We start from the raw sequence: 14,559 nt of genomic DNA, 5'->3' as shown, positions 1-14,559 counted from the left end.
CAATGATTCTGCTGATGTATTGTTCGTTTTAAAACGTGAAAATCAAAATGAAAATTTAGAAAATTGTATTTTAATGCAACATTAATTTTATTTTTATTACAAAATGCTATATTTGTTTCTCACATGAGTAACAGATATAGATCTAGATTGCACATAATTGAATTAAACATTATATTAAACAACAGTAAAAAATCTAAAATTTAGTAAAAATGGCAAACGCACCAAAAACAACTAGTCCTGCAAAACAAGAGAGCGGAAATTCAGGTTCCCTATTTGCAAGTTTAGCAATCATCATTTGTTTCATTGTTGGTTTCGTAGTATGGAAATATGTAATGGGAGCACCTTCTAACTTCCAGGAAAATAATCCAGAAAACCAACCTCTTCCAGGAAACTACTTAGGAATGGTATACCACGCTGGTGCTATCGTACCTATCCTTATCGGTTTATTCTTAATGGTGTGGGTTTTCTCTATCGAACGCTTGATCGTTATCAACAAAGCTTCAGGTACTGGTAATGTTGGTAACTTCGTAAGAAAAGTACAAACGTTAATCAACGGTGGTAACATTGACACAGCTATCGCTGAGTGTGACAAACAAAAAGGTTCTGTTGCAAACGTAATCAAAGCAGGTTTATTGAAATACAAAGACGTTTCTGCTAACCCAGGTCTTGATTCAGAAAAATCAGCATTGGCTATCCAAAAAGAAATCGAAGAGACAACAGCATTGGAAATGCCTATGTTGGAGAAAAACTTAAACGTTATAGCAACATTAGTTTCTATCGGTACGTTGACAGGTCTATTAGGTACAGTAACAGGTATGATCAAGGCCTTCTCTGCATTAGCAACAGGTGGTGCTCCGGATTCAGCTAAATTAGCAAACGGTATCTCTGAGGCCCTTATCAATACAGCAACAGGTATCGCGACTTCTACATTCGCTATCGTAATGTATAACATCCTTACTGCAAAAATCGATAAATTAACTTACTCAATTGACGAGGCTGGTTTCTCAATCGTACAAACGTACGCGGCTAACCACAAATAAGAATCTGATGTTTTTTACGATTCTTTTATGGAATCGTAAAACGAAAAGCATCATATAGTCAAAGTATATTGAGTAATTAATTTTAGAAGTAAAGAAAAATGGGAAAAGCTAAAGTAAAAAGAACGAGTACGTCCATCGACATGACAGCCATGTGTGACGTATCCTTCTTGCTTCTTACATTCTTCGTATTGACATCTACAGCACGTCAACCGGAAGCATTCCCTGTAGACACACCAGCTTCTACCACAAAAGATAAATTGCCGGATACTAATCTTGGTATTATCACAATCGGTGGAGAAGGAAAAGTGTTCTTCGGAGTGAAAGAACGTGAAGTTCGTAAAAGGATGTTAGAAAGAATGTCGGCGAAGTACAATATTCAATTCTCTCAAGAGGATTACACAAAATTCGAATTAGCTGAGGATTTTGGTGTTCCGATTAAGAATTTGCGCCAGCTTTTGACACTTGACGTGAGTCAACGTGTACAGCCGGGAGTGCAAACAGGTATTCCTGTTGATAGTACAGAGAATAATACAAACGAATTGTATCATTGGGTTCAGTCAGCAAGATTAGCAACAGCTGAGATTACAAAAGAAAAAGAAAGCGAGAAGGATTTTGTTGATCCGGGACCGATGAAAATTGCAATCAAAGCAGATGCTAACGAGAAGTATCCATCAATTAATTTAGTAATTGAGACTCTTCGTAACCAAAAGCAGAACAAATTCAGTTTTGTAACAGGTCTAAAAGGTAACGAATAATTAACGTCTCATTTTAATTAAATAGAAGAAAATGGCAGAATTAAATCAAGACTCCGGTAAACAGGGGAAAGGTGGCAAAGTAAGAAGTAAGAAAAATGGTGGTAAAGTCGATTTGACAGCCATGGTTGATCTTGCGTTCTTATTGATTACTTTCTTCATGTTAACTACGTCTTTAAACAAGCCTCAAGCGATGGACGTTGCAATGCCTGATAAGAATAAAATGGACGCTACTGACAATCTCGAGATTGCAGATAACCGTTCTATCACATTATTATTAGGTTCTGACAATAAGATTTTATGGTACTACGGACAATTAAAAAGTCCGATTACCCCTCCTACAGCCATTGATTATGGTAAGGACGGTCTTCGTAAAGTCATTACTGAAATGAAAGCAAGAGTTCCGGCTGCTGCTGGAGGAAAGGATTTGATCGTAGTAATCAGACCTAGTGAGAAATCTGTTCAACGTAATCTTGTCGATGTATTAGATGAGATGAAAATTGTAGATATCAAACGCTATATGATTTCAAAAATCACTCCTGAAGAAATAGATGTGTTAAAGCGTGAGAATTTGTATAACGACTAGTTTTATAAAATTTTAAACGCAAAAAAATAAGAAATTATGTTTGGTTCAAAATTAGATTTATTCAAAAAGGAATGGCTAGACGTTGTTTTTGCGAATAGAAATAAGGAATATGGAGCTTATCAGCTTCGTAAACTGGCACCAAGAGCGACTAACGTTGGTTTAGCAGCTGTTATAGGGTTAGTTATCCTTTTGAGTATTCCAAAGATTTTCAACATCAAGTTGATTCCAGATAAGCCGGTAGAACCACCTCCAGTAATCACGGAAGTGACCCTGGAAGATTTGGAAATCCCGGAGCCGCCAAAAGAGGAAGAAGAGCCTCTTCCGGCGGAAGAACAACCACAGCGTATTGCTCAGGAACCGCCTGCTGAAGACCTTATCCGTTTTCCAGAGCCTAAAGTAGTTCCTAAAAATCAAGTGAAAGAAGAAGTAGCTGCTCAGGAAGACTTCAAAGACGACAAGAAAACTCCTGCTCGTATTACGCTTAAAGGTACTAAAGGTGCATCTGGCGTTCCTACAGGTGAATTTGGTCCTAAGAAAGTCGATGGTGCTGTAACGGGTACAGAAAAAGGTTCTCCTGACGGTACCGGTTCGAATGAAATCTTTACTGCGGTAGAGGTGAATCCAGAGCCACCGGGCGGTATGAAAACTTTCATGAAATGGATCGGCGATAACTACCAATATCCTTCAGCTGCATTAGAGCAAGGTGTTAATGGTGTGGTTCAAGTGTCATTCGTTGTAGAGAAAGATGGTAGTCTTACTGACATCAAAGTACAACGTGACTTACAATATGGTACAGGTCAGGCTGCCGTAACGTTACTGAAAAAGGCTAAAAAATGGTCTCCAGGTATACAAAACGGACGTCCGGTACGTGTAGCATATACATTGCCAATTCGATTAAACACTATTAATCAATAATTTGTGACAAGTAACAAATTTAACAATAGTACGAATAGTTACAGACAGAAATCGCCTCTAAAGCGATTTCTGTCCATTTTAGGACTATTTATGTTTGGCCTTTACTTCGTGCTGGGGCTTCTTATCATCTTCTGGAATAACTTTCCGTTAGAAATTAATCCGACCTATCGTACTTTTTTCGGGATTTTGCTTATCGTCTACTCTTTCATGAGATTTGCGAGACTTTGGCAAAATAATTTTAGGGATTAAAATCATATCAATTAATCTTTTTAGTATTTATCTAATCTATAGCTGTATGAACAAAAAGGTAAGCTTTCGGATTTTTATGTTGGCAGTTGCCACAAGCCTGGCTGTGTTTACATCTTGTAGCAGTCGTAGTTCTAAAGATGGATCCGATGAGGAAAAGGCAAAGCATGGAGATATTTTAAATGGAAGACTATCTGTAATAGTAGATGAAACTCTTTTACCTATTATAGAAGAACAGGTAGATGTTTTTCAGAATTCTTATAAGGACTCCAAAATCGAATTAGTTTCAGCGCCGGAGGTAAAAGGAATTAATCTGTTGTTGCAGGATCGGGCTAAGACTGCAATAATGACAAGAAAGCTGTCGGCAAGTGAGGAAGAGTATTTTAAAAAGAAATCTATATCTCCCAAAGTATTTCAGATAGCTACGGATGCGGTCGTTTTTATTAGTAATACAGGCCGTGCGGATACAAGTATTACCGTTGAAAATGTGGTAAAAATATTAAAGGGTGAAAATATCGGACAGAATTATTCGTTAATACTGGATAATGTCAATTCGAGCACGCTACGTCAATTAAAAGATATTGGCAAAATTGAAAAAATTTCGGGAAAAGGATTGAAAGCCATGGAAAATGGAGAAGAAGTCCTTTCTTATGTGGCCGAACATACAGATGGAATAGGGATTATTAGCTATGATCAATGGCTAAATGCAAAACGTTCTTTTCAGAATAAAGATAAAATTCGTACCTTAAGCGTGCAAAATTCGTTAACAAAAGAAGGAGATAATAAATTTTATCTACCAAATCAGTCAACTTTGGCAGAGGGTTTGTATGTATTAAGTCGTCCGGTGTATATTTTAAATTATCAACCGGACATGGGACTTGGAGTCGGCTTCTCTGCTTTCCTGACAGGAGACAGAGGTCAGCGAATTATGTTAAAGGCAGATTTAGTGCCTGCAACAATGCCGGGTAGAGAAATAATTATTAGGGATAAAGTAGAATAATTCGTTATTTAGAAAATATAAATAGAACACAAATAGATTATGACAAAAAGCAAATTATTTTTAAGTCTATTATTTGCAGGAGCTGTAGGAACAGCAAGTGCGCAGAGCTTGAAGGATGCTCAAGCTGCAATGGAGGCCGAGCAATATGATAAGGCAAAAGGTATTTTGGAGAACTTGGTTCAGAAAAAACCAAAGGATGGAGACAATTACTTTTACTTAGGTCAGATTTACCTGGTAAATGATAAAGTGGATTCAGCTGCTATTATCTTTAACAATGGTTTGACTAACGACCCTAAGTCGCAGTTAAACAGTGTTGGTCTGGGTATTGTTGATTTAAAAAACAACAATAACTCTGCTGCTGAACAGAAGTTTACAACAGCAACTTCAAACTTAGGTAAGAAGGATTACTTACCATTATATTTTTCAGGTCGTGCTTTGATCGATGCTCCTAAACCGGATTTCGCAAAAGCATTGGAGTATCTGACTCAGGCAAAAGCTAAAAATGCAAAAGATGCATTGGTACCTTTGGCATTGGGTGATGCTTATGCAGGTATGAATGAGTCCAGTCTGGCTTATGTTCAGTATCGTGATGCGATTTCTCTGGATGAAGCATTGATTCGTGCAAAAATCGGTCAGGCTGTGATCACACGTAGAGCACAGGCATATGACGTAGCTATTGAATCTTTGACTGCATTAAGTCAGGAATTCCCTAACTATGCCCCTACTTACCGTGAATTGGCGGAGACTTATCACCTTTCTTCCCTGAAAATTGATGATGAGGCAAAATACAAAGAGATCAATAAACAAGGTGTTGATGCATATAAAAAGTATATCGAACTAACTGGTGACAAGTCTTTAGAGGCAAAAATCAGATATGCAGATTTCCTGGTATATGCTCGTGAGTATGCAGAATTGAAATCTGTTTCTGAAGAACTGGCTAAAAATCCGGATATCGATCCTAAAATTTACCGTTATTTAGGTTATATCTCTTACAATCAGGATAAAAACTACGCTAAATCAGCAGAGTATCTTAATTCATTGTTCACTAAAATGAAACCTGAGCGTGTAATCTCTCGTGACTACTTGTTCGCTGGTTTGGCTAATATCGGTGTTGCTTCTGCAGATACAACCGGTGCTTCATCTGCTGCTGCAGATAAAGGATTGGAATTTCTGAAAAAAGCAGTTGAATTAGATAAAGAAGAATTGTTACCTGAAATCGCTGAGACTGCATTTGCAAGATATCAGGATCGCGACATGGTAGCAGCTGCTAAGATTTTCGAAATCCCGGGTTCAATGCCTGAGTCAGAGTATTATTATGATGCTAACTACTACATCGGAGAGATCAACTACAACTTAGGTCAGAAAAAAGTTTCTGCTGAAGAAGATGGTAAACCATTCTTTGATAAAGCGGATAAAGCTTTCGGTGTTGTTATCGGTGCTACTAAACAAGAAGTTGTTGACAAATACTTAATTCCTGCTCTATACTACAGAGGTTTTGCACAATTAGGTTTGGATAATCTGGAAGAGCCAGAGAAAATGCAAGGATTATTTGTTCCTTCATTCACAAAATTGATTGAAGTGATCAAATCAAAACCTGCAGATCCAAAAAACAATGATTATTTAGTTGATGCAAACAACTATTTAGGAGTATTCAATTATGCAAAAGGTAACAATCCTAAAGCAAAAGAATTCTTCCAGGCTACATTAGCTATTAATCCTGCTGATGAGTTTGCTAAATCGTATATGGAGGCGCTGTAATTCAGCTTCTAAACAATACATAAAAAGGTGGCCGATTTTTCGGCCACCTTTTTTATTATCTTGGATTTTAGCGTATAAAATGCTAATTTTAAAACATAAATAACCAAAAAATGTACACATGGAAACAGTAAACCTAGCCAGTGCACCCGTCGACTATTTACCTATATTGATACAACTGCTTGTGGCAGTGAGCTTTGGTGTAGGAACGATCATCATTACCCATATGATAGGTCCCAAAGTAAGAACCGAGAATAAACTTTCTTCCTTCGAATCCGGAGTTGAAGTAAAAGGAAATGCCCGTCAACCTTTTTCCATTAAATACTTTCTGGTCGCAATTCTATTTGTCATTTTTGATATAGAAGTGATCTTTATGTACCCTTGGGCAGTCAATTTCAGATCGTTTGGTATGCAGGGTTTGATTGAGATGTTTGTCTTTATGGGACTGCTACTTTTAGGCTTTATTTACATTATCAAAAAGAGAGCTTTGGACTGGGATTAGAATAATTCTAAATAATTTTTTGATTTACAATAAATTATATTTTACAGTACCTTTAGGAAGTAATCACTATAAGCGAGTCAATATAAACAATAAGAACTACTATTATGAGTAATGTCAAGTTGGCTGAAGCTCCTCCGGGAGTAGAAGGATCAGGATTTTTTGCGACAACTTTAGATAAAGCTATCGGTTTGGCACGTGCTAATTCGTTATGGCCATTACCTTTTGCTACTTCTTGCTGTGGTATTGAGTTTATGGCGACAATGGGATCTACTTATGATCTGGCACGTTTCGGAGCTGAAAGACCTAGTTTTTCGCCGAGACAAGCGGATATGTTATTGGTAATGGGAACCATTGCTAAAAAGATGGCTCCCGTTCTGAAGCAGGTATATGTACAGATGGCAGAGCCCCGTTGGGTGATCGCTGTCGGAGCCTGTGCTTCTAGCGGGGGAATTTTCGATACTTACTCCGTATTGCAGGGAATAGATGAGATTATCCCGGTAGATGTATATGTGCCAGGTTGTCCTCCAAGACCAGAAGCTATTTTAGATGGCGTACTGCGCCTTCAGGAGATTGTAAAGAATGAATCTCTTAACAGAAGAAATACACCTGAATATAAAGCATTGTTAGAAAAGTACGGAATAGTAACTGATAATGGATAAACTTACTAATATACAACTGTGGGAGCGTCTGCAAGAGCATTTTGGGACTAAAGTCAAAAATGCATCTGAGTCTTACGGTCTGCTGACCATACAGACTTCAAAAACAGATATAATAGATGTACTGGCTTTTATAAAAGATGATACTATACTTCAGTTTATCTATCTGACGGATATTACAGCTGTACATTACCCTAATCAGGAAGAAGCTTTTGCTGTAGTTTATCATGTGCATAGTCTGGTTCATAATGTACGTATCCGGATCAAAGTTTTTATTGACGGTCAGCATCCTGCGATTCCGTCAGCGACTGTACTTTGGAACGGTGCAAACTGGATGGAGCGCGAAACATATGATTTCTTCGGCATCCATTTCGAAGGACATCCCGATCTCAGAAGAATTTTGAATGTGGATGAAATGACAGTCTTTCCGATGCGAAAAGAATATCCATTGGAAGATCCGAACAGAGTAGATAAGAAGGATTTTTATTTTGGCCGATAACTAAATATTTGAGATGAGCGATTTTATAACCAAGATAACCCCCAATAGCCCCGTTTATTCCGATAACGATCCGCAAGATGAACTGATAACACTAAATATAGGCCCTACTCACCCGGCAACACACGGTGTGTTCCAGAATGTAGTGCAGATTGATGGTGAACGTATCGTTAGCGGTGTCTCTACTATTGGTTATATACACAGAGCTTTTGAAAAAATTGCAGAGCATCGTCCATTCTATCAGATTACACCTCTCACTGATCGGTTGAATTATTGTTCATCACCTATTAATAATATGGGGTGGCATATGACAGTGGAAAAACTGTTGAATATAGAGATTCCTAAGCGTGTGCAGTATATGCGTGTCATCGTTATGGAACTGGCTCGGATTGCAGATCATATTATATGTAACGGTATCCTCGGTGTTGATACAGGAGCTTTTTCCGGCTTTTTGTATGTCATGCAGGAACGTGAATTTATATATGAGATCTTCGAGGAGATCTGTGGAGCCAGACTGACTACCAATATAGGGCGTATCGGTGGTTTTGAAAGAGATTTTAATGATGTCGCCTTTTTAAAGATAAGAGAATTTTTAGAGCGCTTTCCTCCTGTTCTGACAGAGTTTGAGGAAATGTTTGTTCGCAACAGAATATTTATAGAGCGTACTTCAGGAGTGGCAGCTGTCACACCGGAGCAGGCTTTGAGTTATAGTTGGTCGGGTCCGATTCTGCGGGCTACAGGTATCGATTATGATGTGCGTGCACAAGAACCGTATTGCTCTTATGAAGAATTTGATTTTGAAGTGCCAGTAGGTACTACTGGTGATGTATACGACCGTTTTATGGTGCGTAATGCCGAAATGAGGCAATCTATGCGTATCATCGAACAGGCTTTGGAGAAAATAGCAAAAGAACCTGCAGATGTGTTCCATGCCGATGTTCCGGAGTTCTATCTTCCTCCAAAAGAACAGGTATATACGAATATGGAAGCTTTGATCTATCACTTTAAGATCGTGATGGGCGAATGGGAAACTCCAAAAGCGGAAGTTTACCACGCAGTAGAAGGCGCCAACGGTGAATTAGGGTTTTACCTGATTCATGATGGAGGACGTACACCCTATCGTTTGCATTTCAGAAGACCTTCGTTTGTAAATTATCAGATGTTTGCTCCAATGAGTAGCGGGATGTTAATTTCGGACGCCATTATTAATATGAGTAGTTTAAATGTAATTGCAGGAGAGTTAGATGCTTAGTGTTAAAGAAAGTCAGCCCGTAGAATTTTCTGCTGAACTTTTGCAAAAGTTCGGAGAAGTTGTATCCCGTTATCCGGAAGGGAAACAGAAATCTGCATTATTGCCTGTTTTACATTTGGTCCAGGCTGAATTTGGCTGGCTGAGTGTAGACGCAATGGATAAGGTTGCACATTATCTGGATATACAGCCTATTGAAGTATATGAAGTGGCCACGTTCTATACTATGTATTTTCTGGAGCCTAAAGGAAAATATGTTCTTGAAGTATGTCGCACAGGACCTTGTTGTCTTGTGGGAGCAGAAAAAATCATGGATCATATTGAAAACCGCTTAGGTGTAAAGGAAGGAGAGGTCACTCCTGACGGACTTTTTTCATGGCGTGGAGTAGAATGTGTTGCCGCCTGCGGATTTGGTCCTGTGTTACAGATTGGCCCGGAGTATACATTCTATGAGAATCTGACTGAGGAAAGTGTGGATAAGCTCATAAACGAATTGAAAGAAAAACATTAATTACCTAGGAGATGGCTCGTAAGTTATTACTCACACATATAAATGTTCCCGGTATCCATACATTCGAAGTGTACCGGCAGCAGGGCGGATATCGTGCTGTTGAAAAGGCATTGAAATCGATGTCTCCGGATGATGTAGTAGAAGAGGTGAAAAAATCAGGACTTCGTGGTCGTGGCGGAGCAGGTTTCCCTACGGGTATGAAATGGAGTTTTCTGGCAAAGCCTGAAGGCGTACCACGCTATCTGGTATGCAATGGTGACGAATCAGAACCAGGAACGTTTAAAGATCGTTTCCTGATGACGCATATACCTCACGCACTTGTTGAAGGTATGATCGTTTCCAGCTATGCTTTAGGAGCAAATACTTCTTACATCTATGTCAGAGGAGAGATGATGCCGCAAATCCGTATTCTGGAAAAAGCCATAGCAGAAGCAAAAAATGCAGGATTCTTAGGGAAGAATATTTTGGGGACCGGATATGACCTGGAGATTTATGTACAGCCAGGAGGTGGTGCTTATATCTGTGGAGAAGAAACGGCTCTACTGGAATCTCTTGAAGGTAAAAGAGGGAATCCGCGAATTAAACCTCCGTTTCCGGCAGTAGCTGGTTTATATGGATGTCCTACAGTTGTTAATAATGTAGAATCTATAGCAGCGACTGTTCCTATCATTAATGATGGCGGAGAGGAGTATGCGAAAATTGGAATAGACCGTAGTACAGGAACAAAACTGATCTCAGCCGGAGGTAATGTAGCCAAGCCGGGAGTATATGAGATCGAATTGGGATTGCCGGTAGAGGAATTTATTTATTCTGATGAATATTGTGGCGGTATCGCCAATGGTAAACGATTGAAAGCCGTCGTGGCAGGAGGTTCTTCTGTTCCGATTTTACCGGCCAATCTAATTACTAAAACTATTAATGGAGAAAGCCGGCTGATGAGCTATGAATCATTAGCTGATGGTGGTTTTGCAACAGGTACGATGTTGGGGTCGGGAGGTTTTATTGCTTTTGACGAAGATCAATGTATTGTACGTAATACCTGGAACTTTACCCGTTTTTATCATCACGAAAGTTGTGGACAGTGTTCGCCATGCCGTGAAGGAACGGGCTGGATGGAAAAGATACTTCATAAAATAGAAATAGGTCAGGGATCTATGGCAGATATTGATCTGCTGTGGGATGTACAGCGGAAGATTGAAGGAAATACAATATGTCCGTTAGGAGATGCCGCTGCGTGGCCGGTTGCAGCTGCGATCAGACATTTCAGAGATGAATTTGAGTGGCATATTACCAGCGCCAGTGAGGCGACAAGCCGAAATTATGGCCTGGCACATTATGCAGATCCGTTAGCACCGGTTGTTTAAAATATTAAAGGAAAGTAGAAAATGGCAGAAGACGTTAAATTCAAGGTTAGCATAGATGGAATTCCTGTAGAAGTAGCTCCGGGAACAACTATTTTGAATGCTGCCCGTCAGATAGGAGGCGATATTGTTCCTCCGGCAATGTGCTATTATTCCAAGTTAGAAGGAAGTGGTGGTAAATGTCGCACCTGTTTGGTAAAAGTAAGTAAAGGATCCGAGAAGGATCCCCGTCCGATGCCTAAGCTGGTCGCTTCCTGCCGTACAACGGTTATGGATGGAATGGAAGTGCTGAATATCACTTCTCCTGAAGTAGTGGAAGCAAGAAAAGGTGTGGTCGAGATGTTGTTGATTAACCATCCTTTAGACTGTCCTGTATGTGATCAGGCCGGAGAATGTAAACTTCAGGATCTTGGCTATGAGCATGGCAGCGAAGGAACCCGTTATGAGTTTGATCGCCGGACTTTTGAGCGTATCGATATCGGGGATAAGATCCAATTGCACATGAATCGCTGTATTTTGTGCTACAGATGTGTATTTACAGCAGATCAGATTACGAATAATCGTGTACATGGTATTCTTAACAGAGGAGATCATGCCGAAATTTCAACCTATATTGCTAAAGCTGTAGACAATGACTTTTCTGGAAATGTGATAGATGTATGCCCAGTAGGAGCATTGACAGATAAAACATTTCGTTTTAAAAACCGCGTGTGGTTTACAAAGCCTGTAGATGCGCATCGGGACTGTCCGACCTGTTCGGGTAAAGTAACATTGTGGAACAGAGGTACGGAAGTACTGCGTGTAACGGCACGTAAAGATGAGTTTGGTGAAGTGGAAGAATTTATCTGTAACACCTGTCGTTTTGATAAGAAACATACAGATGACTGGACACTGGAAGAACCAACGCCGGTAGATAAGGATTCTGTAATCGGTGCAAATCATTACCCCGAGTTTAATCCACCTCCGGTTATTAAGCCTGATCTGGAATTGCAGGAGGCGAATGAAGAACAATTAGCAAGAACTGAAAAACTAAAATAGTATAACATATAAGCATGGAAACAGCTTTCATTATAGAGAAATCCGTTTTAGTCGTTATTATTTTCGTAGTGACGCTCGTCATTGCGATGTATTCTACGCTGGCAGAGCGGAAGATTGCGGGGTTTATGCAGGATAGGTACGGCCCGGATCGTGCGGGAATATTCGGACTGTTGCAGCCCCTGTGTGATGGCGGGAAGTTTTTTTTCAAAGAAGAAATAATACCGGCAGGTGCACACAAGGTGCTTTTTATCCTGGGACCTACTATTGCAATTATTACAGCTTGTATAAGTTCTGCTATTATTCCCTGGGGACAGACGCTTACAATAGGAGAACGTACTATTTCTCTTCAGGTAGCGGATATCAACGTTGGTGTTCTTTATGTTTTCGGAGTAGTTGCCTTGGGTGTCTACGGAATTATGCTGGGAGGATGGGCATCAAATAATAAATTTTCCCTGATGGGAGCTATACGTGCAGCATCGCAGAGTATCAGCTATGAGATCGCTATGGGATTATCCCTGATTGCTTTACTGATGGTAACAGAAACGCTGTCTATTGGTACTATTGTGGCACAGCAAACAGGTTTTGTAAATTGGAATATCTGGGTACAACCTCTGGGATTCTTACTGTTTATGGTTTGTGCTTTTGCAGAATGTAATCGTGTGCCGTTTGATTTACCGGAGTGTGAAACAGAACTTGTGGGTGGATATCATACAGAATACTCCTCTATGAAACTTGGGTTGTATATGTTCTCGGAGTATATCAATATGTTCGTGTCGTCTGCATTGATGGCGGCTCTGTATTTCGGAGGATATAACTTTCCATTTATGAATGATCTGGGATTATCACAAAACTGGATTACCATTATTGGAGTTATCGTGTTTTTTCTTAAAATATTTGGTTTTATCTTTTTCTTCATGTGGATTCGCTGGACACTGCCGCGTTTCCGGTATGATCAATTGATGAAACTGGGCTGGAAAATTTTGATTCCGTTAGCAATTGCCAATATTGTGCTGACTGGTATTATTACGGTAGTAAAGGACACCTATTTTTAGGGGTGTGTAGGGATCATTTAAATTAGAATCAGGATGCAATCATTATCAAATAGAAAGAAAGTACTGGAACAAAAGCCCATGAATATCTGGGAGCGCATGTATTTGCCTGCCATTGCCAAGGGACTTGCGATTACTTTACGACATTTTTTTAAGAAAATTCCAACGGTTAAGTATCCGGAGCAAATCCGGCCTTATTCTAAGAACTTTAGAGGACAGCACTCGTTGAAGCGTGATGAGCAGGGAAGAGAGCGTTGTACAGCATGCGGACTTTGTGCACTGTCTTGTCCTGCAGAAGCGATTACTATGACTGCTGCGGAGCGTGAAAAGGGTGAAGAAAACCTGTATCGGGAAGAAAAATATGCGGCAGTATATGAGATTAATATGTTGCGCTGTATCTTTTGCGGATTGTGTGAAGAGGCCTGCCCTAAAGAGGCCATCTATCTGGATGGTCCTCACGTAACAGCTTCCTACCTCCGCAAGGATTTTATTTATGGAAAAGATAAATTGGTAGAACCTAAGTTTGATATAACTCAGCTTCAGCAAAAAAGTATAACCTAATTAACAGATGACGATATTTTATTTTGTAGCTTTTTTGTCTATTTTCTTTGCGTTAATGACCATTTTCACAAAGAATCCTGTACATAGTGTTCTGTATTTGGTTATCACATTTTTCACCTTTACAGTACATTATATTCTGTTGAATGCCCAGTTTTTGGCTGTAGTCAATTTCATTGTTTATATGGGGGCGATCATGGTGCTCTTTCTCTTTGTCCTGATGCTCCTCAATCTCAATAAGGAATCCGAACCCATGCGATCGGGCGTTGTTAAGATTATGGGCGCAGTAGCCGGAATGTGTTTACTGGTGGTAGTTCTTGGATCTTTACGGATCATTGAAATTGACAATGGTGATGTAGTCGCTCAACCATCTATCGGACTGGTCAAAGAATTAGGAGTGGTTCTGTTTGATAAATTTTTACTGCCATTTGAAATTTCTTCTATTTTATTGCTAACAGCGATGGTAGGAGCAGTTTTACTGGCTAAAAAAGATACTAAGAAAGTAAATGGATAATATTGTTCAACACATACAAGGGGTACCATTAAATCATTACCTGATTTTTTGCAGTATCATTTTTGCAATCGGCGTGATTGGTGTTTTGATCAGACGTAATGTCATCATTATTATGATGTCGATCGAGCTGATGCTGAATGCTGTCAATCTGTTGCTGGCCGCATTTTCTTCTCATCATGGAGATCCTAGCGGACAAGTATTTGTATTTTTTATTATGGCACTGGCTGCGGCAGAAGTTGCTGTCGGTCTTGCTATTATTATTATGGTATATCGAAATACCAAATCAGTTGATATTGAATCGTTAAGTCGATTGCGTTGGTAACATTTATAA

Annotated in this window: 17 protein-coding genes; all 17 read left to right on the top strand. The window is 39.5% G+C overall.

Features of this window, described 5'->3' with window-relative positions:
• Nucleotides 1-209 precede the first annotated feature (209 nt).
• Complete coding sequence (locus tag I6J02_RS06345) at nucleotides 210-1,040, top strand: MotA/TolQ/ExbB proton channel family protein (RefSeq protein ID WP_003013025.1); 831 nt, start codon at nucleotides 210-212, stop codon at nucleotides 1,038-1,040.
• 98 nt (nucleotides 1,041-1,138) lie between these two features.
• Nucleotides 1,139-1,795 (top strand): ExbD/TolR family protein, encoded by a 657-nt coding sequence (locus I6J02_RS06340; RefSeq protein WP_201680937.1) that lies wholly within the window; start codon nucleotides 1,139-1,141, stop codon nucleotides 1,793-1,795.
• A gap of 31 nt (nucleotides 1,796-1,826) precedes the next feature.
• On the top strand, nucleotides 1,827-2,378 hold the full coding sequence (locus I6J02_RS06335; protein ID WP_003000221.1) for an ExbD/TolR family protein: 552 nt from the start codon (nucleotides 1,827-1,829) through the stop codon (nucleotides 2,376-2,378).
• Nucleotides 2,379-2,414: 36 nt separating this feature from the next.
• On the top strand, nucleotides 2,415-3,293 hold the full coding sequence (locus I6J02_RS06330; RefSeq protein WP_003000219.1) for an energy transducer TonB: 879 nt from the start codon (nucleotides 2,415-2,417) through the stop codon (nucleotides 3,291-3,293).
• 214 nt (nucleotides 3,294-3,507) lie between these two features.
• The gene (locus I6J02_RS06325) at nucleotides 3,508-4,539 is read left to right on the top strand and encodes a PstS family phosphate ABC transporter substrate-binding protein (protein ID WP_236582322.1); all 1,032 of its coding nucleotides are present in this window, start codon (nucleotides 3,508-3,510) and stop codon (nucleotides 4,537-4,539) included.
• Nucleotides 4,540-4,578: 39 nt separating this feature from the next.
• Nucleotides 4,579-6,297, top strand: a complete 1,719-nt coding sequence (locus tag I6J02_RS06320) for a tetratricopeptide repeat protein (protein ID WP_201680936.1) — start codon at nucleotides 4,579-4,581, stop codon at nucleotides 6,295-6,297.
• A 118-nt stretch (nucleotides 6,298-6,415) separates the two neighbouring features.
• Nucleotides 6,416-6,796: an NADH-quinone oxidoreductase subunit A gene (locus I6J02_RS06315; protein WP_201680935.1), complete on the top strand. Its 381-nt coding sequence runs from the start codon at nucleotides 6,416-6,418 to the stop codon at nucleotides 6,794-6,796.
• Nucleotides 6,797-6,900: 104 nt separating this feature from the next.
• Complete coding sequence (locus tag I6J02_RS06310; RefSeq protein WP_003013014.1) at nucleotides 6,901-7,455, top strand: NADH-quinone oxidoreductase subunit B; 555 nt, start codon at nucleotides 6,901-6,903, stop codon at nucleotides 7,453-7,455.
• Nucleotides 7,448-7,951, top strand: a complete 504-nt coding sequence (locus tag I6J02_RS06305) for an NADH-quinone oxidoreductase subunit C (RefSeq protein ID WP_201680934.1) — start codon at nucleotides 7,448-7,450, stop codon at nucleotides 7,949-7,951. Before I6J02_RS06310 ends, I6J02_RS06305 begins: the two co-directional genes overlap by 8 nt.
• A 13-nt stretch (nucleotides 7,952-7,964) precedes the next feature.
• Entirely contained in the window at nucleotides 7,965-9,200 is a 1,236-nt protein-coding gene (locus I6J02_RS06300) for an NADH-quinone oxidoreductase subunit D (protein WP_201680933.1), read from the top strand.
• Nucleotides 9,193-9,708, top strand: a complete 516-nt coding sequence (nuoE, locus tag I6J02_RS06295) for a complex I 24 kDa subunit family protein (RefSeq protein WP_201680932.1) — start codon at nucleotides 9,193-9,195, stop codon at nucleotides 9,706-9,708. The genes I6J02_RS06300 and nuoE overlap by 8 nt, the downstream gene beginning before the upstream one ends.
• A gap of 11 nt (nucleotides 9,709-9,719) precedes the next feature.
• A complete protein-coding gene (gene nuoF / locus I6J02_RS06290; RefSeq protein WP_201680931.1) occupies nucleotides 9,720-11,072 on the top strand; it encodes an NADH-quinone oxidoreductase subunit NuoF in 1,353 nt (450 codons plus the stop codon).
• A gap of 21 nt (nucleotides 11,073-11,093) precedes the next feature.
• Nucleotides 11,094-12,107, top strand: coding sequence for a 2Fe-2S iron-sulfur cluster-binding protein (locus I6J02_RS06285; protein ID WP_003013006.1), 1,014 nt, complete (start codon nucleotides 11,094-11,096; stop codon nucleotides 12,105-12,107).
• Nucleotides 12,108-12,121: 14 nt separating this feature from the next.
• The gene (gene nuoH / locus I6J02_RS06280; protein WP_201680930.1) at nucleotides 12,122-13,159 is read left to right on the top strand and encodes an NADH-quinone oxidoreductase subunit NuoH; all 1,038 of its coding nucleotides are present in this window, start codon (nucleotides 12,122-12,124) and stop codon (nucleotides 13,157-13,159) included.
• Between the two features lie 33 nt (nucleotides 13,160-13,192).
• A complete protein-coding gene (locus tag I6J02_RS06275) occupies nucleotides 13,193-13,717 on the top strand; it encodes a NuoI/complex I 23 kDa subunit family protein (protein ID WP_201680929.1) in 525 nt (174 codons plus the stop codon).
• A gap of 7 nt (nucleotides 13,718-13,724) precedes the next feature.
• Nucleotides 13,725-14,228 carry an NADH-quinone oxidoreductase subunit J gene (locus tag I6J02_RS06270; RefSeq protein ID WP_201680928.1) on the top strand — a complete coding sequence of 168 codons (504 nt, stop codon included), beginning with the start codon at nucleotides 13,725-13,727 and terminating at the stop codon, nucleotides 14,226-14,228.
• Nucleotides 14,221-14,550, top strand: a complete 330-nt coding sequence (gene nuoK, locus I6J02_RS06265; RefSeq protein WP_003000191.1) for an NADH-quinone oxidoreductase subunit NuoK — start codon at nucleotides 14,221-14,223, stop codon at nucleotides 14,548-14,550. The genes I6J02_RS06270 and nuoK overlap by 8 nt, the downstream gene beginning before the upstream one ends.
• The last annotated feature ends 9 nt before the right edge of the window (nucleotides 14,551-14,559 follow it).

This window comes from Sphingobacterium spiritivorum (assembly GCF_016725325.1).
Lineage (GTDB): Bacteria > Bacteroidota > Bacteroidia > Sphingobacteriales > Sphingobacteriaceae > Sphingobacterium.
This window is presented reverse-complemented; position numbering and strand designations above follow the sequence as displayed.